Here is a 15625-nt window from a genome sequence, read left to right on the forward strand (position 1 = left end):
GAGACGTTCCATGTCACTCCGCCCCCTGCTGCTTGCCGCTGCCGCCATTCCGGCGATCCTTGCCTTCAGCGCCCCGGTTTCCGCCGCCGAGCTGAAGGCGGTCGCCTCCTTCACCGTGCTTGCCGACGTGGTCCACCAGGTGGGCGGCGACAAGGTGCGCGTGGCGACGCTCGTCGGCCCCGATGGCGATCCCCATGAATTCGAACCCTCGCCGAGCGATGCGAAGAAGCTGAAGGAAGCCGATGTCGTCTTCGTCAGCGGTGAGGGCCTGGAAGGCTGGATGGACCGGCTGATTTCCGCCTCCGGCTTCAAGGGCAAGCCGGTCACCGTTTCGGAAGGCGTCAACACCCGCACCATGGAAGAGGACGGCAAGACGGTCACCGATCCGCATGTGTGGAACAGCCCGGTCAATGTGAAGGTCTGGGTCGCCAATATCGAAAAGGCGCTCTCCGCTGCCGATCCGGCCGATGCCGCCACCTTCAAGACCAATGCCGAGGCCTATACGAAGAAGCTCGACGCCATGGACGCCTATGCGCGCGACAAAATCGGCAAGATCCCGGAAGACCGCCGCAAGGTGCTGACCAGCCACGACGCCTTCGGTTACTTCGGCCGGGAATACAAGGTCACCTTCCTCGCACCGCTCGGCGTCTCCACCGAAAGTGAGGCGTCCGCCACCGATGTCGCCAAGCTGATCGACCAGATCAAGGCCGAACATGTGAAGGTGTATTTCTTCGAAAACTCCAACGATCCGCGCCTCGTCAAGCAGGTGGCAAAGGCAACCGGCGCCGAACCGGGCGGCGAACTCTACGTCGAATCGCTCTCCAAGCCGAAGGGCCCAACCCCGACCTATGAAAAGATGTTCCGCTTCAACGTGGATCAGCTGGCGGGCGCGATGAGCAAGGGCAGCTGAGGTTTCTCTGAGGGGGCACCCTCGGAGCGCTTTGCCCCTCACCCTCTGAAAGCCCAGCCCCTCACCCTAACCCTCTCCCCGCTAGGCGGGGAGAGGGGACCAGCCCCGTTGCAACGTCGCAACTGGTGGAAAACCGCGCGGCATATCCCTTCTCCCCGCTTGGCGGGGAGAAGGTGGCGGCAGCCGGATGAGGGGCTATGAGCCGAAACCGCCGTCTCTCACACCTCCAGATCGAACACCAGAAGCCCCGCAAGCCCGCCGTCGCAGGCGGCGACGATGCGGTCGCCGACGGCCATGTGGTCGGGATGGGCGAGGTAGGCGTCGCGGGCCGCCGCATCCTCGAAGGTGACGGCGAAACCATCGCGGAAGCCGCCGCTCAGGCCCTCCGGCGAGACATTCGGACCCGTCTTGATGCTGACGATGCCGGGGATGATCGCTTGGAGTTTTGCGAGATCCTCGAAGATCGATTGCTTGTCGGCGGCCGGCAGCGATGCCTTCAGCCTCAGAAATACGCAGTGCAGGATCATGGTCTTCCTCCCTCGCCTTGCCGTGCCCCTGAAGAGGTCACGGTCTTTATGATGCGCGCGTCTTGAACGGCGCCATGCCGAGACGCGCCAGCTCGTCGGCGCGTTCGTTTTCCGGATGGCCGGCATGGCCCTTGACCCAGTGCCATGTCACCTTGTGACGCTGGTTGGCTTGATCCAGTTGCTGCCACAGCTCGCCATTCTTCACCGGTTTCTTGTCGGATGTCTTCCAGCCGTTCTTCTTCCAGCCGAAAATCCACTTGGAAATGCCGTCCATCACATATTTGCTGTCGGTGTGCAGATCGACCTCACAGGGGGTTTTGAGGGCGTTCAGCGCCGTGATCGCCGCGAGCAGCTCCATGCGGTTGTTGGTGGTGTCCGCCTCGCCGCCATAGAGTTCCTTCTGCACCTCGCCATAGCGCAGGATGGCGCCCCAGCCGCCGGGGCCGGGATTGCCGGAACAGGCGCCGTCGGTGAAGATCTCCACCTGTTTCATGGGGCGATCTCCAGCCCGTATTCGGTGGGCGAGACGATGGCGCGGTGGAAGCGCAACTTCTTCAGGTATTCGAGCGGGTCCTTCTTGACCACCAGCGCGCCCTCCGGCGTCATCTGCCAGTCATAAAGGCGGGTGAGGAAGAACCGCAGCGCCGAGCCGCGGGCGAGAATCGGCAGCGCCGCCTGTTCATCCACTGAGAGCGGCCGCACCGCCTGGTAACCGGCGAGCATCGCCGCACCCTTGGCGAAATTGTACGAACCATCCGGCTGGAAACACCAGGCGTTCAGGCAGATCGCCACGTCATAGGCGAGCAGGTCATTGCAGGCGAAGTAGAAATCGATGAGTCCGGAAAGCCGGTCCCCGAGGAAAAACACGTTGTCCTGGAAGAGATCCGCGTGGATGACGCCGGCCGGCAGATGTCTGGGCCAATGGCCGGAGAGATAATCGAGCTCGTCGCCGATTTCCGCTTCCAGCCCCTCCTGCACCTCGTCGGCGCGGGCGGCGGCCTTCTGCCACAGCTCGATCCAGCCATCGAGCGAGAGCGCATTGGGGCGGCGGATGGCAAAATCGGCCGCGGCCAGATGCATTTCGGCGAGCGCGCGGCCCACCTGTTCGCAATGGGCAGCATCCGGTTTTCTGAGCCACATGCCTTCGAGAAAGGAGATGAGCGCTGCCGGACGGCCGGACAGCTCTCCCGTCAGCTTTCCGTCATGGCGCGGCAAAGGCAGCGGGCAGGACAGGCCCTTTTCCGCCAGATGCTGCATGAGGCCGAGGAAAAACGGCAGGTCGCCGGCATCCACCCGCTTTTCGTAGAGCGTCAGGATCAGCGGATCCTTCGTGGTGTGCAGCAGGAAGTTGGAGTTCTCCACCCCTTCGGCAATGCCCTTGTAGGAGGTGAGGTCTCCCACATCATACTGGGCGAGGAAGGCCCTCAGATCGGTCTCGCTGATATCGGTATAGACGGCCAATGGTCCTGCCCCTGCAACTGTGCGGCTGATCACCCAGCCAGTCTTGCACAAGGCATACACAGGGGGATGGCAGACTGGCTAGTCCCATGGAGGGGATGGGCACAGGATTTGCGGGAGCCTTCTATGATCACCGGTCGCCGCGGTCCAGGCATCTCTCCTCAAGTGCTTTCATTTCCGCTGCAGAAGCTGTCATTGAGGCATCTCGCTCATTTGACGCCGCGCAGCCTGCGCCAGGAAACCGGAGCGAGTCAGGCCATGGGCCTGCGCATAGGCATCGATCTTCTCCAGCACGTCCTCCGGCAGGGTGATGTTCAATCGGACCGCCTTTTTTGCCTGGTTTTTCAGCGGCACAAGCACGGCGACCGCATCCCTGTTGTCCTGCACCGACATGACCTCTTCCAGCGAAGACGGCTCGGGGATTGCCTCGCCATCCTCGATCATGCCCTCGACATGGAATGCAAGCGCCTCCTCCGCCATACGGCGGGCGTCATCGAGATCAGTGCCTGCCGTGATCACGCCGGGAAAATCGGGAAAGGATACGCCGTAATCGCTGTCCGGGTCCTTATGGATCAAGCCGATAAAGTTACGCATGGGGTTACCTCAGCTTCAATGCCGCCTGCTTCTCGATATTCTTCAATGTGCCGATCGGAATATCCCGCTTCGGATGGGGCACTGTCACGCGTCCCGGCTTCGTGTCATGCTTGAACTGGACATGACTGCCCCTGGTGGTCACCTCATACCACCCGTCTGCGCGCAGAGCGGCAATGACATCCGAGCTTCTCATGGCAGAACTATACACACGGAGTGTGCGTTTTCAATAAAGGACCGATTGCTTAGGCTTCGCCCGACCGTTCCCGGCTGCCGTCCTGGCCGCTCGCTCAGGCGCCGGCGCTGCTCACCCGTTCACCCAGGCCATGTCCTCGCGGGTGAGTTCGATGCTGCGCAGTTCGCGGTTGACGAGGAAGTGCTCGTTCTCTTCCGCCGTGATCGCGAGTTCCACCTTGGCGTCGAAACGCGCGCGGAAGGCTTCGATGATCTCGTCGACGATGACTTCCGGTGCGGACGCGCCGGCGGAGATGCCGAGCGTGCGGATATCGCCCACCTGGTCCCAGTCGATTTCGGAGGCGCGCTGGACGAGCAGGGAGCGGGTGGCACCGGCGCGCAGGGCCACTTCCACCAGCCGCTTGGAGTTGGAGGAATTCGGCGCGCCGACGACGATGAAGAGGTCACAGCCCGGTGCTGCCTGCTTGACCGCCTCCTGGCGGTTGGTCGTGGCGTAACAAATGCTGTCGGCCGCGGGTGCGGTGAGGTTCGGGAACCGTTCCTGCAGCTTGGCAATGACCCCGGCGGTATCATCCACCGAAAGCGTCGTCTGCGTGACATAGCCGAGATTGTCCGGATCGGCCGGCTGATAGGCCTCGGCATCCTCGACCGTCTCGATCAGCGAGACGGTGCCCTCCGGCAGTTGCCCCATGGTGCCGATCACTTCCGGATGGCCGGCATGGCCGATCAGCACCACGTGGCGGCCGAGGCGCTGGTGGCGCATGGCCTGCTTGTGCACCTTGGAGACCAGCGGACAGGTGGCATCGAGATAGAAAAGATTGCGCGATTGCGCGTCTTCCGGCACGGATTTCGGCACGCCATGGGCGGAAAAGACCACCGGCTGTTGGCGATGCTCTTCCGGGATCTCGTTCAGTTCCTCAACGAAGATCGCGCCCTTCGCCTCCAGGCCCTCGACCACATAGCGGTTGTGCACGATCTCGTGGCGTACATAGACCGGCGCGCCATAGGCTTTCAGCGCCAGAACGACGATCTGGATCGCCCGATCGACGCCGGCGCAAAAGCCGCGCGGTCCGCACAGGCGGATGGTCAGCGGCGGTCGGTTCACATGCATGTTCATTCAGTCAACCCGCAATCAGGACGGCAAGAAGGGCAAGCCCCGCCGGAAGCGCCTGAATGACGAAGATCTTCCGCGAGGCCGTTGCTCCCCCATATAGGCCAGCGACCAGCACGCAGCCAATAAAAAACAATTTGAGCTGGACGGCGAAGGCCGGATCGGGATGCAGGAGCGCCCAAATGAGGCCCGCCGCCAGAAACCCGTTGTAGAGGCCCTGGTTGGCAGCCATCACCTTCGTCATCTCCGCACGCTCCGGCGACAGGGCAAACGCCTTGCGACCCTGCGGTTTCGTCCAGAGAAACATTTCGAGCACGAGAATATAGATGTGCTCCAGTGCGACCAGCGCCACCAGCAGGTTCGAAACGACCGTCATCCATTCCCCCAACGGTTGAAGGGCGCGGCCGTCCACGCCGCCCCTTGCCTTTATGTCTTGCGCCTAAACAGCATCAGGCCGCTCACCGCCACCAGAGCGGCGGCCAGACCATACCAGGTCACCGCATATTGCAGGTGGTTGTTGGGCAGGTCGAACTGCGTCACACCCCCCTTCGGCAGCCCACCCGGATTGGCAACACGCGCATCCGCGTCGACGAAGAAGGGCAGCACCTCGGCGGGGGTGAGGCCCACGCTCGTCGTCATGACCTGCCAGTCCTTCCAGTAGAAGATGTTTTTTGCCGGTTCGTTGTCCGGCAAAAGCGAGGACGGCTTGGCCTCCAGGCGGGCGCGGACATAACCGGTGAGGGTGACTTCGCCGGGCACCTGCCCTGCGGCGCGCTTTCCCGCCTCCTTCAGGTCATAGGGCACGAAACCGCGATTGACCCAGAGCTGGCGGCCATCGGCGAGCGCGAGCGGCGTATAGATGTAAAAGCCGCTCTGTCCTTCGAAGGTGGCAAAGAAGTGCCGCTCGCGGCTGTGATCGAAGGTGCCGCTGACCCGCACATGCAGGTATTCGGCATCCTCGCCCTTCGCCATCACCTGTTCGGCCTCGGTCAGATCGAGGGGCTCTGCATTGCGGCGGCTGTCGATCTGGGCCAGCAGGCTTTCCTTCCAATGGAGTCGCTGCACCTGCCAGGTGCCGAGCGACAGGAGGATGGCGAGCATGACCAGCACGACCGCCCCGGTGACGAACGCCTTCGTTCTGCTCATCGACGCATCGGGCTTACTCGCGGTCAATCCGGCCCTCGCTGGCATTGTGCTTGTACTGCAGCGCAATCAGCAGGCCTTTCAGCGCCCGCAGGCTGCCGAGGCAGACGATGACCGCAAAGGGCAGCGTGACGAGAAAATGCAGCCAGACGGTCGGATGGAAGGTGAACTCGAACCAGAGCGCAAAACCGACCACCAGAAAACCGACGAGCAGCATGACGAAGACCGCCGGGCCATCGCCGGCATCGGCAAAACCATAGTCGAGCCCGCAGGCGGTGCAGCGCGGCTTCACCTTCAGCAGACCATCGAACAGCCGGCCCTGGCCGCAGCGGGGGCAATGGCCGCGAAGCCCCGTGGAGACGGCATCCTGCGGCGGATAATGGGCTTCGTCCTTCGGCATGCGGTCGATCCTTTCGGCGGGCGTGAGCGGGCACCTGATGGGAGGAGCCTAACGGAAAAGGGGCGGTTCCGGCCCGCCCCTCCCATTGTCAACGGTTCAGGTCGCCGGCTCAATGCGCCAGCGGCGCGCCCCAGCCACCCCAGATGTAGATGGCGAAGAAGAGGAAGAGCCAGACCACGTCCACGAAATGCCAGTACCAGGCAGCGGCTTCGAAGCCGAAATGTTTCTGCGGGGTGAAGCCGCCATTGACCGCGCGGATCAGGCAGACCAGCAGGAAGATGGTGCCGACGAAGACGTGGAACCCATGGAAACCGGTCGACATGAAGAAGGTCGCGCCATAGATCGAGTTCTTGAAGTCGAATGGCGCGTGCATGTATTCGTAGACCTGCACGAAGGAGAACAGCACGCCAAGCACCACCGTCAGCGCCAGGCCGTTCACCAGGCCCTTGCGGTCATTGTGCAGGAGCGCGTGGTGCGCCCAGGTGACACAGGTGCCGGAGAGAAGCAGGATCACCGTGTTGTAGAGCGGCAGGTGCCAGGGATCGAGAACCTCGATGCCCTTCGGCGGCCACTGACCACCGGTCGCGCCGACGCGGCTCGCCTGGATCGCTTCGTTGGCATAGAGGCTCGCATCGAAGAAGGCCCAGAACCAGGCGACGAAGAACATCACTTCGGAGGCGATGAACATGATCATGCCGTAACGCAGATGCAGCGACACGACACGGGTATGGTGGCCTTCGCGACCTTCCTTGATCGTATCGGCCCACCAGCCGACCATGGTGTAGATCAGGATGGCAAGGCCGATGAAGAAGAGCCACGGATGGGCGAAGTTCAGGCCGAACATGTGGAAGGTGCCGCCATGCAGGTACCGCATGTAACCGACACCGCCGAAGGTGACAATGAAGGCACCGACCGAGGCCATCAGCGGCCAGATGCTCGGGTCTATGATATGGTAGTCGTGGTTCTTTTGATGCGCTTCCGCCATGTGATCAGTCCCCGAAGTTTCTCCTCAAAGCCCGTCCGTCGAAAAAACGGACGAGCCCTCTCTCACAACCTGTTCGCGCCGTCCAACTTCTCGCCCTTCAAACCGGCAACCGGCTTGGCCCCCTGGCTGGGATAGAAGGTGTAGGACAGCGTGATATTCTTGATATTCCTTGTTTCTTCCGCCTTGACGATCTCCGGATCGATGAAGAACACGACGGGCATTTCCAAGGTTTCGCCGGGCTTCAGCGTCGTCTCCGTAAAGCAGAAGCACTGCACCTTGTTGAAATAGGCCCCGGCTTCCATCGGCGTCACGTTGAAGACGGCGGTCCCGGTCACCGGCACGGGCGAGCGGTTGGTCGCCATGTAGTTGATCTGCACCGTTTCGCCGATCCGCGGTTCCACCATCTTGTCGACAGGCTTGAACTCCCAGTTCAGGCCGGTCGAGGTGTTGGCATCGAAGCTGACGCGCATCGTCCGGTCGAGAATGGTCTCGGAATACTGCTCCACCCGCTGCGTGGTGCCGTTATAGCCGGTGACCTGACAGAACAGGCGGTAGAGCGGCACCGACGCATAGGCCGCGCCCACCATGCCGCCGACAAAGACCAGACACGCGACGAGAATGGTGCTGTTGCCCACCCGGCCCTGGTTTTTCGCCTGGCGATCGATCGTTCCCTGCTGATTGGCCATCCCGTTCTCCTCCCGTCCCGTTCAGCCCATTCCGCCCAGTTTGATGATGGTGACCACGTAAAACAGCAGCACCAGCGCCGCGAGCACAAGGCCGAGCGCGATGTTGCGACCCCGCCGCGATTTCTTCTGGGCCTCCGTCGGCTTCATCGTCTCGATCATGCCGAAGCTCCGACAAGGTCGAGGAGGTGCTGGCCGTAATGGCTGGCAATCAGCGCGGAGAAGATGGCGAAGAGATAGAGCACCGAATAGGCAAACATGCGCTTGGCCGGCATCATCTTCTCGTCGCCCTCCGGCATGCGCCGGACGGCGATGGAACAGTAAACGAAGATGGCGCCGAGCAAAGCGGCAAAGGCGCCGTAACCCCAGCCGACGAGACCGGTCATGGCGGGCACAACCGCGATGACCGCCGTCAGCACGGCATAGACCAGGATCTGGTTCTTGGTGGAGCTTTCGCCGGCCACGTTCGGCATCATCGGAATGCCGACCGAGCCGTAATCACGCATCTTAAAGAGGGCGAGCGCCCAGAAATGCGCCGGCGTCCACAGGAAAATGATGAGGAACAGAACAATGCTGTCGAGGGACACGCCACCGGTGACGCAGGCCCAGCCGATCATCGGCGGGAAGGCACCGGAGGCGCCGCCGATCACGATGTTCTGCGGCGTCGAACGCTTCAGCCACATCGTGTAGACGACGGCGTAGAAGAAGATCGTGAAGGCCAGCAGGCCGGCGGCAAACCAGTTGACCACCAGGCCGAGGATCGCCACGGAAAAGGTCGAGAGCGTCAGGCCGAAGGCCAGCGCCTCCTGCGGCATGATGCGGCCAGCCGGAATGGGGCGGCGCGCGGTGCGCGTCATCACCGCATCGATATCGGCATCGTACCACATGTTGAGCGCGCCGGAGGCACCCGCCCCCACGGCGATGCAGAGGATCGCAATCGCGCCAATGATCGGATTGATGGTGCCCGGCGCCAGAAGCAGGCCGGCAAAGGCCGTGAAGACCACCAGCGACATGACGCGCGGCTTCAGGAGTTCGAAGAAATCCCGCGCCCCGGCTTCGGAGAGGCGAACCTGCTCCTCTGTCAGCAGATCTGCGTGATCGTCGATCGTGGTCATTGTCATTCCTGTTTTGCAAAACGCCCGTTCGGCGCAAGCCCTTCGCCCGCGCCGAACGGTACTGGCATTACTTGATGCGGGGCAGCTGTTCCCACTGGTGGAACGGCGGCGGAGACGAGAGCTGCCATTCGAGCGTGGTTGCACCCTCACCCCACGGATTGTCACCGGCGACCCGCTTCTTGGCAAACGCTTCCCAGACGCTGAAGAGGAAGATCAGCACGCCGACAAACGAGATGTAGGAGCCGATGGACGACACGTAGTTCCAGCCGACATAGGCATCCGGATAGTCGATGTAACGGCGCGGCATGCCGGCCAGACCGAGGAAGTGCTGCGGGAAGAACACGAGGTTGACGCCGACGAACATGACCCAGAAATGCAGGTTGCCCAGCGTTTCGGAATACATGTAGCCGGTCATCTTCGGGAACCAGTAGTACCAGGCCGCGAAGATGGCGAAAACGGCGCCGAGCGACAGAACGTAGTGGAAGTGGGCCACCACGTAATAGGTGTCGTGCAGCGACCGGTCGAGGCCGGCATTGGCGAGCTGTACGCCCGTCACGCCACCGACGGTGAACAGGAAGATGAAGCCGATCGCCCAGATCATCGGCGTGCGGAAGGAGAGCGAACCGCCCCACATCGTCGCGATCCAGGAGAAGATCTTCACGCCCGTCGGAACCGCGATGACCATGGTCGCGAAGACGAAGTAGCGCTGAGCATCCAGCGACAGGCCGACCGTGTACATGTGGTGAGCCCAGACGATGAAGCCGACCGCGCCGATCGCCACCATCGCATAGGCCATGCCGAGGTAACCGAAGACCGGCTTCTTCGAGAAGGTCGAGATGATGTGGCTGATGATGCCGAAACCGGGCAGGATCAGGATGTAGACTTCCGGGTGACCGAAGAACCAGAACAGGTGCTGGTAGAGGATCGGGTCACCGCCGCCTTCCGGCGCAAAGAAGGTCGTGCCGAAGTTGCGGTCGGTCAGGAGCATGGTGATGCCGCCTGCCAGAACCGGCAGCGAGAGCAGCAGCAGGAAGGCCGTGACCAGCACCGCCCAGGCAAACAGCGGCATCTTGTGCAGCGTCATGCCCGGAGCGCGCATGTTGAGGATGGTGGTGATGAAGTTAATCGCGCCGAGGATCGACGAGGCACCGGCCACGTGCAGCGCAAAGATCGCCAGATCCACCGCCGGTCCCGGATGCCCGCTCGTCGCAAGCGGCGGATACATGGTCCAGCCACCGCCGACACCGTAAGCCCCCGCCGGGCCTTCCACGAACATGGAGAGCAGCAGCAGCAGGAAGGCCGGCACGATGAGCCAGAAGGAAATGTTGTTCAGACGCGGGAAGGCCATGTCCGGAGCGCCGATCATGATCGGGATCATCCAGTTGGCGAAACCGCCGATCATGGCCGGCATGACCATGAAGAAGATCATGATGAGCGCATGTGCGGTGGTGAACACATTATACATGTGCTTGCCGCCGTCGATCGCCGCATCACCTTCGAAACCGTAGACCATGGCGGCAAGGCCATGGAAGATCTGGATGCCCGGCTCCTGCAGCTCCATGCGCATGAAGACCGAGAGCAGACCGCCGACGATGCCGGCGAAGATCGCGAAGATCAGATAGAGCGTGCCGATATCCTTGTGGTTCGTCGACTTGAACCAGCGCTCGAAGAAAGTCAGCTTGTGATCGTGGTGATCGTCATGCGCATGCGCGCCGTCCGCAACGCGGGCGTGATGACCATCATGTGTCGAATGTCCAGCCATTGTCCTCAACTCCCCTTACTTGGACGCGACGTCGACGGCGCGAGCCGGCTGGTCGGTGGCGGCCATCAGCTGGCGGTTGGCGCCCGGAAGGTCGCTTCCGGCAGCGGCGAGCCAGGCCTGGTACTGCGCATCGGAGACGACGCGGATGGCGATCGGCATGAAGGCGTGGTCCTTACCGCAAAGCTCGGAACACTGGCCGTAATAAAGGCCTTCCTTCTCGGCGCGGAACCAGGTCTCGTTCAGACGGCCCGGCACGGCATCGATCTTGACGCCGAAGGCGGGCATGGCGAAGGCGTGGATGACATCGGTCGGCGCGGCCGTCACCAGCATGCGCACCGTCTTGTTCACCGGCAGGACCAGTTCGTTGTCGACGGCGAGCAGGCGCGGATAGCGCGTGCGGTCTTCCTTGCCGGCATCGGCGCGGTCCTTGTCCTGCAGCAGATAGCTGTCGAAACCAACCGGCGTCTGCAGGCCTTCGTATTCATAGCTCCACAGCCACTGTGTGGCCGTCGCCTTGACGGTCACGTCCGGGTTCTGCGGGATCGTCAGCTGCGCATTGAGCAGATTGAACGAGGGGATCGCCAGGAAGAGCAGGATGAGCACCGGCCCGAGCGTCCACACCACTTCGATCGTCGTGTTGTGGCTCGTGCGCGACGGTACCGGGTTGGCACTTGCGCGGTAACGCACGACCACCCAGATCAGAAGTGCCAGCACGAACAGGGTGATCGGCACGATGAACCACAAAGTGTAGTGCGAAAACCACTTGATCTCATGCATGATCGGCGTCACGGGCTGCTGGAGGTCCAGCTGCCACGGTACAGGCTGGTCTGCTGCCGCCCCCGAAGCGAACAGCAGACAGAGTGTTGCAGCCAAGGCTGCGCAGGCTCTGTTCATCACGATGTCTCTCCCCATGCGTTTGATCTAGATCAGATCGTCACGCGCATTCCCAATGCTATAGCCTATCGGTTGAACCACAGTTTAGCAGTTGTCGCAACATCCGGCCACGGCTTGACCCGTGCTCTTCGTGCGGCATTTTTGCGCGTTGTCAAATTGCGGTGCAAAACCTGCGAAAATTAAGCCTCCCGGCCGCTCCGCATTTTCGCCGCACTCGGCTGAAATGAGGTCAAGGGCTTTTCATTCGCGGTTGCGGGCGACAAGAATAGCCAGACTGATTCGAAAGACAGAGGTATCCATGCGTTTCCCCACCCTGTGCGCCGCCGCCCTGGCCGCCCTGATGCCGGTTGTGCTTCCGGCCGCGCCGGTGCTCGCCCAGGCGACTCAGCCGGCGGAAAAGCAGGCTCGCCCGGATGCGCAGCAGATACCGGCCCCGACCGCACCACAGCAGCCGGGTGGCGCGCCGCAGGCGGGAACGGTCAAGGGCAATCACGGCGCCTGGTCCATCCTCTGCGACAAGCCGGCCGGCTCCACTGCCGACCAGTGCGCCCTGATGCAGAACGTGATCGCCGAGGACCGGCCGGAAGTCGGCCTGTCGGTCGTCGTGCTGAAGACGGCCGACCGGAAAGCCCGCATCCTGCGCATCCTCGCGCCGCTCGGCGTGCTTTTAAAGGACGGCATGGACCTCTTCGTCGATGGCAACAATATCGGCCGCGCCTATTTCACGCGCTGCTTCTCCGAAGGCTGCTACGTGGAAGTGGAAATCGACGACGAGCTGATGAAGATCCTGCGTGCCGGAAAGCGGGCCGTCTTTGCGCTGCGCGAATCGGTCGATCAGGACCGCGTTGGCATTCCGATCGAGCTTTCGGGCTTCGCCACCGGTTACGACGCCCTCCCCTGACCCTCTCGCGAGGCTTGCTTCGGCCAGTCTTCGAACCTACATCGGCACAAGACGGCCGGGTCTTCATCTCATCGGCCAAAGGAGCCTGACGATGAACACCGACCTCATCAACCTGTTCGACTGCGACGAGAGCCGCCTGCGCCAGATTCTCGCCGACGCGCTTTCCGGCGCCGATGACGGCGAACTCTATCTCGAACACGCCCAGGCCGAATCGCTCACCTTCGACAATGGCCGCCTGAAGGGTGGCTCGTTCAACACCGACCAGGGTTTTGGCCTACGCGCCGTGGCGGGCGAGGCCGTCGGATACGCCCATTCGGGAGAACTCTCCGCGTCGGCGCTCACCCGTGCGGCCGATGCCGTGCAGGCCGTGACCCGCGGTTATTCCGGCTCCTATGCGGGCGCCCCCCAGCGGACCAACAAAAAGCTCTACGGCGACGAGAACCCGATCGGCCAGCCCTCTTTCGAGCAGAAGGTGGCGCTTCTGACAGAGATCGACGCCTATCTGCGCGCCAAGGATCCGAAGGTGCGCCAGGTAACGGCCTCGGTGGCGGCGAGCTGGCAGGTGGTCGATATCCTGCGCGCCGATGGTCACCGGGTGCAGGACATCCGGCCGATGACGCGCATAAACATTTCCGTCGTGGTGGGCGATGGCGACCGGCAGGAAAGCGGTTCGTTCGGCACCGGCGGCCGCATCGGTTTCGGTGATTTCGTCACCGGCAGCAACTGGCATACCGGAGCGGATGAGGCGCTACGCCAGGCGCTCGTCAACCTCGAGGCGATCGACGCGCCGGCCGGCACCATGGATGTGGTGCTCGGCAATGGTTGGCCGGGCGTGATGCTGCACGAGGCCGTGGGCCACGGACTGGAAGGCGATTTCAACCGCAAGAAGACCTCCGCCTTTGCCGGCTTGCTGGGCGAAATGGTCGCGGCTCCCGGTGTCACGGTCGTCGATGACGGCACGATCGACAACCGCCGCGGTTCGATCACCGTCGACGACGAAGGCACGCCATCCGCCTATAACGTCCTGATCGAGAACGGCAAACTCGTCGGTTACATGCAGGACCGGCAAAACGCCCGGCTGATGGGCATGAAGGCGACCGGCAACGGCCGCCGCCAGGGCTATGCCTACCAGCCGATGCCGCGGATGACCAATACCTACATGCTCTCCGGCGACAAGACCCCGGAGGAGATCATCGCGTCGGTCAAAAAGGGCGTCTATGCCGTTTCCTTCGGCGGCGGCCAGGTGGACATCACGTCCGGCAAATTCGTCTTCGGCTGCACCGAGGCCTACCTGATCGAGAACGGCAAGATCGGCGCGCCCATCAAGGGCGCCATGCTGATCGGCAACGGGCCGGATGCGATGAAACGCGTCTCAATGGTCGGCAACGACACCAAGCTCGATACCGGCATCGGCAATTGCGGCAAGGGTGGCCAATGGGTGCCCGTCGGCGTCGGCCAGCCGCATCTGAGGATGGATCAGGTGACGGTGGGCGGCACCAAGGCGTAAGCCGGGCTCGCGTTTCCGGGTTTACCCCCCTCTGCCCTGCCGGGCATCTCCCCCACACGGGGAGAGATCGGCAAGGCGCACCGGCTTCCCATCACGCACCTGCACCTAAAGCCTCGAGTTTAGGACGCAGCTTAAATTCTTTTGGGGCAAGAAGCGGGCCGCAATTCGATCTCCCCCCTTGTGGGGGAGATGGCCGGCAGGCCAGAGGGGGGCGACGCCGCACACGGGCGCTTTATGGACGGCCTGCACCGTTACCTCTTGCGACCGTTCCAGGATTTGGGTATCCGGCATTTTTGAAGGCGAGATCCAATGTCCATGCTGCCCCGTCCGCCCAAAGCCGTCGTCTTCGATATGGACGGCCTGTTGCTCGATACCGAAATCCTCTATCGCCAGTCGATCATCTCAGCCGCTGAAGACGCCGGGCTGCCGATCGGTCCGTCGATCTACGAAGGCATGCTGGGGCGCCCGTGGGTGAGCATTGCCGAACTGCTGCGGGAGCATTACGGGCAGGATTTTGATGCCGATCTCTTCCGCGCCGCCTGGCTTGCGCATTTCGACCGGCTGACGGAGACCGAGCTCAGGCTGAAGCCGGGCGTGGTCGCGCTCCTCGATCTGCTGGACGACCACGAGCTGCCGCGGGCGGTCTGCACCTCCTCGGCGCATTTTCAGGTCAAGCACCATCTCGGCGAACTCGGCATCCTCGATCGCTTCCACCACATTGTCGCTCACGGCGATTATCCGCGCGGCAAGCCGGCGCCGGACCCCTATCTGGCGGCCGCGGTCCGGCTCGGTATTGCGCCGTCCGATTGCCTGGCGCTGGAAGACAGTTTCAACGGCATCCGTAGTGCCGCCTCGGCCGGGATGATGGCGGTGATGGTGCCGGACATGCTGGCACCGACCGAGGAGATCCGGGCGCTCTGCGCCGTGGTAGCCGAGAGCCTTGATCACTGCTGCGCATTCTTCGATCGCAAGGTGGCGGATTTAGCGGCTCAATGATCGGCGGCGTCTCAGCCGGTCTTATCGAAGACCAGTTCCTCCAGCCGTCGGCGGGCGGCATCGGCGAGGAAGGCGGACCGGCTCTGGTTGATGCGGCCGGCCGCGCGATCGACGGCTTCGACAAGGCCTTCATCCATCGAGATGTTGATGCGGACGGCCTTGCGCGGAACGTCGTAGCGGGCGACGAAGATCGTGCCGTCCACCAGAGCCTCCTGCACGTCAGGGTCCAGCCGCAGGTCTTCCAGCGTCCGTGAGATCGGCAGCGCTTCGCCATCCTCGACCATTCCGGCGACATGGAAAGTCAGAACCTCATCCGCCTTGCGAAGCGCCTCCTCCTCGGTCGCTCCACCTGTCACGCAGCCGGGAAAATCGGGAAAGGAAACGCCGAAAGACTGGTTTTCGTGGTGCAAAATTCCGTATGTCGTCTGCATCTGGCTCTGTTCCTTG

General features: G+C 62.7%; 20 protein-coding genes. 4 read left to right on the forward strand and 16 right to left on the reverse strand.

Annotation, left to right across the window (positions count from 1 at the left end):
• Positions 1–10 precede the first annotated feature (10 nt).
• Positions 11–910, forward strand: coding sequence for a metal ABC transporter substrate-binding protein (locus tag G6N78_RS01185; RefSeq protein WP_165214808.1), 900 nt, complete (start codon positions 11–13; stop codon positions 908–910).
• Between the two features lie 218 nt (positions 911–1128).
• Here the strand turns inward: G6N78_RS01185 and G6N78_RS01190 are convergent, their stop codons facing one another.
• From G6N78_RS01190 to coxB, 15 genes are all read right to left on the reverse strand, one after another.
• Complete coding sequence (locus tag G6N78_RS01190; RefSeq protein ID WP_165214811.1) at positions 1129–1437, reverse strand: Dabb family protein; 309 nt, start codon at positions 1435–1437, stop codon at positions 1129–1131.
• 46 nt (positions 1438–1483) lie between these two features.
• The gene (rnhA, locus tag G6N78_RS01195) at positions 1484–1930 is read right to left on the reverse strand and encodes a ribonuclease HI (RefSeq protein ID WP_165214814.1); all 447 of its coding nucleotides are present in this window, start codon (positions 1928–1930) and stop codon (positions 1484–1486) included.
• Positions 1927–2898 (reverse strand): homoserine kinase, encoded by a 972-nt coding sequence (locus tag G6N78_RS01200; RefSeq protein WP_165214817.1) that lies wholly within the window; start codon positions 2896–2898, stop codon positions 1927–1929. The genes rnhA and G6N78_RS01200 overlap by 4 nt, the downstream gene beginning before the upstream one ends.
• A 189-nt stretch (positions 2899–3087) precedes the next feature.
• Positions 3088–3489, reverse strand: coding sequence for a type II toxin-antitoxin system HicB family antitoxin (locus tag G6N78_RS01205; RefSeq protein WP_165214820.1), 402 nt, complete (start codon positions 3487–3489; stop codon positions 3088–3090).
• 4 nt (positions 3490–3493) lie between these two features.
• Positions 3494–3682 carry a type II toxin-antitoxin system HicA family toxin gene (locus G6N78_RS01210; protein WP_165214823.1) on the reverse strand — a complete coding sequence of 63 codons (189 nt, stop codon included), beginning with the start codon at positions 3680–3682 and terminating at the stop codon, positions 3494–3496.
• 111 nt (positions 3683–3793) lie between these two features.
• On the reverse strand, positions 3794–4798 hold the full coding sequence (gene ispH / locus G6N78_RS01215; protein WP_165214826.1) for a 4-hydroxy-3-methylbut-2-enyl diphosphate reductase: 1005 nt from the start codon (positions 4796–4798) through the stop codon (positions 3794–3796).
• Between the two features lie 4 nt (positions 4799–4802).
• Positions 4803–5168 (reverse strand): DUF1304 domain-containing protein, encoded by a 366-nt coding sequence (locus G6N78_RS01220; protein ID WP_165214829.1) that lies wholly within the window; start codon positions 5166–5168, stop codon positions 4803–4805.
• Positions 5169–5218: 50 nt separating this feature from the next.
• The gene (locus G6N78_RS01225) at positions 5219–5938 is read right to left on the reverse strand and encodes an SURF1 family protein (protein ID WP_234905850.1); all 720 of its coding nucleotides are present in this window, start codon (positions 5936–5938) and stop codon (positions 5219–5221) included.
• A gap of 13 nt (positions 5939–5951) precedes the next feature.
• Positions 5952–6335 carry a DUF983 domain-containing protein gene (locus G6N78_RS01230; protein WP_165214835.1) on the reverse strand — a complete coding sequence of 128 codons (384 nt, stop codon included), beginning with the start codon at positions 6333–6335 and terminating at the stop codon, positions 5952–5954.
• A 109-nt stretch (positions 6336–6444) separates the two neighbouring features.
• On the reverse strand, positions 6445–7320 hold the full coding sequence (locus G6N78_RS01235; protein WP_165214838.1) for a cytochrome c oxidase subunit 3: 876 nt from the start codon (positions 7318–7320) through the stop codon (positions 6445–6447).
• Positions 7321–7382: 62 nt separating this feature from the next.
• Positions 7383–8006 carry a cytochrome c oxidase assembly protein gene (locus tag G6N78_RS01240; protein ID WP_165214841.1) on the reverse strand — a complete coding sequence of 208 codons (624 nt, stop codon included), beginning with the start codon at positions 8004–8006 and terminating at the stop codon, positions 7383–7385.
• A 21-nt stretch (positions 8007–8027) separates the two neighbouring features.
• A complete protein-coding gene (locus tag G6N78_RS01245; protein ID WP_165214843.1) occupies positions 8028–8165 on the reverse strand; it encodes a cytochrome c oxidase system small membrane protein in 138 nt (45 codons plus the stop codon).
• A complete protein-coding gene (locus tag G6N78_RS01250; protein ID WP_165214846.1) occupies positions 8162–9118 on the reverse strand; it encodes a heme o synthase in 957 nt (318 codons plus the stop codon). The genes G6N78_RS01245 and G6N78_RS01250 overlap by 4 nt, the downstream gene beginning before the upstream one ends.
• 67 nt (positions 9119–9185) lie before the next feature.
• The gene (gene ctaD / locus G6N78_RS01255; RefSeq protein ID WP_165214849.1) at positions 9186–10880 is read right to left on the reverse strand and encodes a cytochrome c oxidase subunit I; all 1695 of its coding nucleotides are present in this window, start codon (positions 10878–10880) and stop codon (positions 9186–9188) included.
• 15 nt (positions 10881–10895) lie between these two features.
• Positions 10896–11774, reverse strand: coding sequence for a cytochrome c oxidase subunit II (coxB, locus tag G6N78_RS01260; RefSeq protein WP_165214852.1), 879 nt, complete (start codon positions 11772–11774; stop codon positions 10896–10898).
• A 298-nt stretch (positions 11775–12072) separates the two neighbouring features.
• Between coxB and G6N78_RS01265 the strand changes: the two genes are divergently transcribed.
• From G6N78_RS01265 to G6N78_RS01275, 3 genes are all read left to right on the forward strand, one after another.
• Positions 12073–12675 carry an invasion associated locus B family protein gene (locus tag G6N78_RS01265; protein WP_234905851.1) on the forward strand — a complete coding sequence of 201 codons (603 nt, stop codon included), beginning with the start codon at positions 12073–12075 and terminating at the stop codon, positions 12673–12675.
• Between the two features lie 91 nt (positions 12676–12766).
• Positions 12767–14182, forward strand: a complete 1416-nt coding sequence (tldD, locus tag G6N78_RS01270; RefSeq protein WP_165214855.1) for a metalloprotease TldD — start codon at positions 12767–12769, stop codon at positions 14180–14182.
• A gap of 309 nt (positions 14183–14491) precedes the next feature.
• Positions 14492–15178, forward strand: coding sequence for an HAD family hydrolase (locus G6N78_RS01275; protein ID WP_234905852.1), 687 nt, complete (start codon positions 14492–14494; stop codon positions 15176–15178).
• 11 nt (positions 15179–15189) lie between these two features.
• Here G6N78_RS01275 and G6N78_RS01280 read toward each other — a convergent pair whose 3' ends face one another.
• On the reverse strand, positions 15190–15609 hold the full coding sequence (locus G6N78_RS01280) for a type II toxin-antitoxin system HicB family antitoxin (RefSeq protein ID WP_165214858.1): 420 nt from the start codon (positions 15607–15609) through the stop codon (positions 15190–15192).
• Positions 15610–15625: the final 16 nt, after the last annotated feature.

The organism is Allorhizobium pseudoryzae, assembly GCF_011046245.1.
GTDB classification, from domain to species: domain Bacteria; phylum Pseudomonadota; class Alphaproteobacteria; order Rhizobiales; family Rhizobiaceae; genus Neorhizobium; species Neorhizobium pseudoryzae.

Coding starts and splice junctions, on each gene's coding strand:
- G6N78_RS01240 (WP_165214841.1), bottom strand. CDS start 8,006: ATGGCCAATCAGCAGGGAACGATCGATCGCCAGGCGAAAAACCAGGGC.
- G6N78_RS01235 (WP_165214838.1), bottom strand. CDS start 7,320: ATGGCGGAAGCGCATCAAAAGAACCACGACTACCATATCATAGACCCG.
- tldD (WP_165214855.1), top strand. CDS start 12,767: ATGAACACCGACCTCATCAACCTGTTCGACTGCGACGAGAGCCGCCTG.
- G6N78_RS01265 (WP_234905851.1), top strand. CDS start 12,073: ATGCGTTTCCCCACCCTGTGCGCCGCCGCCCTGGCCGCCCTGATGCCG.
- G6N78_RS01185 (WP_165214808.1), top strand. CDS start 11: ATGTCACTCCGCCCCCTGCTGCTTGCCGCTGCCGCCATTCCGGCGATC.
- coxB (WP_165214852.1), bottom strand. CDS start 11,774: ATGAACAGAGCCTGCGCAGCCTTGGCTGCAACACTCTGTCTGCTGTTC.
- G6N78_RS01220 (WP_165214829.1), bottom strand. CDS start 5,168: ATGACGGTCGTTTCGAACCTGCTGGTGGCGCTGGTCGCACTGGAGCAC.
- G6N78_RS01230 (WP_165214835.1), bottom strand. CDS start 6,335: ATGCCGAAGGACGAAGCCCATTATCCGCCGCAGGATGCCGTCTCCACG.
- G6N78_RS01275 (WP_234905852.1), top strand. CDS start 14,492: ATGTCCATGCTGCCCCGTCCGCCCAAAGCCGTCGTCTTCGATATGGAC.
- G6N78_RS01250 (WP_165214846.1), bottom strand. CDS start 9,118: ATGACCACGATCGACGATCACGCAGATCTGCTGACAGAGGAGCAGGTT.
- ctaD (WP_165214849.1), bottom strand. CDS start 10,880: ATGGCTGGACATTCGACACATGATGGTCATCACGCCCGCGTTGCGGAC.
- rnhA (WP_165214814.1), bottom strand. CDS start 1,930: ATGAAACAGGTGGAGATCTTCACCGACGGCGCCTGTTCCGGCAATCCC.
- ispH (WP_165214826.1), bottom strand. CDS start 4,798: ATGAACATGCATGTGAACCGACCGCCGCTGACCATCCGCCTGTGCGGA.
- G6N78_RS01280 (WP_165214858.1), bottom strand. CDS start 15,609: ATGCAGACGACATACGGAATTTTGCACCACGAAAACCAGTCTTTCGGC.
- G6N78_RS01245 (WP_165214843.1), bottom strand. CDS start 8,165: ATGATCGAGACGATGAAGCCGACGGAGGCCCAGAAGAAATCGCGGCGG.
- G6N78_RS01210 (WP_165214823.1), bottom strand. CDS start 3,682: ATGAGAAGCTCGGATGTCATTGCCGCTCTGCGCGCAGACGGGTGGTAT.
- G6N78_RS01190 (WP_165214811.1), bottom strand. CDS start 1,437: ATGATCCTGCACTGCGTATTTCTGAGGCTGAAGGCATCGCTGCCGGCC.
- G6N78_RS01205 (WP_165214820.1), bottom strand. CDS start 3,489: ATGCGTAACTTTATCGGCTTGATCCATAAGGACCCGGACAGCGATTAC.
- G6N78_RS01225 (WP_234905850.1), bottom strand. CDS start 5,938: ATGAGCAGAACGAAGGCGTTCGTCACCGGGGCGGTCGTGCTGGTCATG.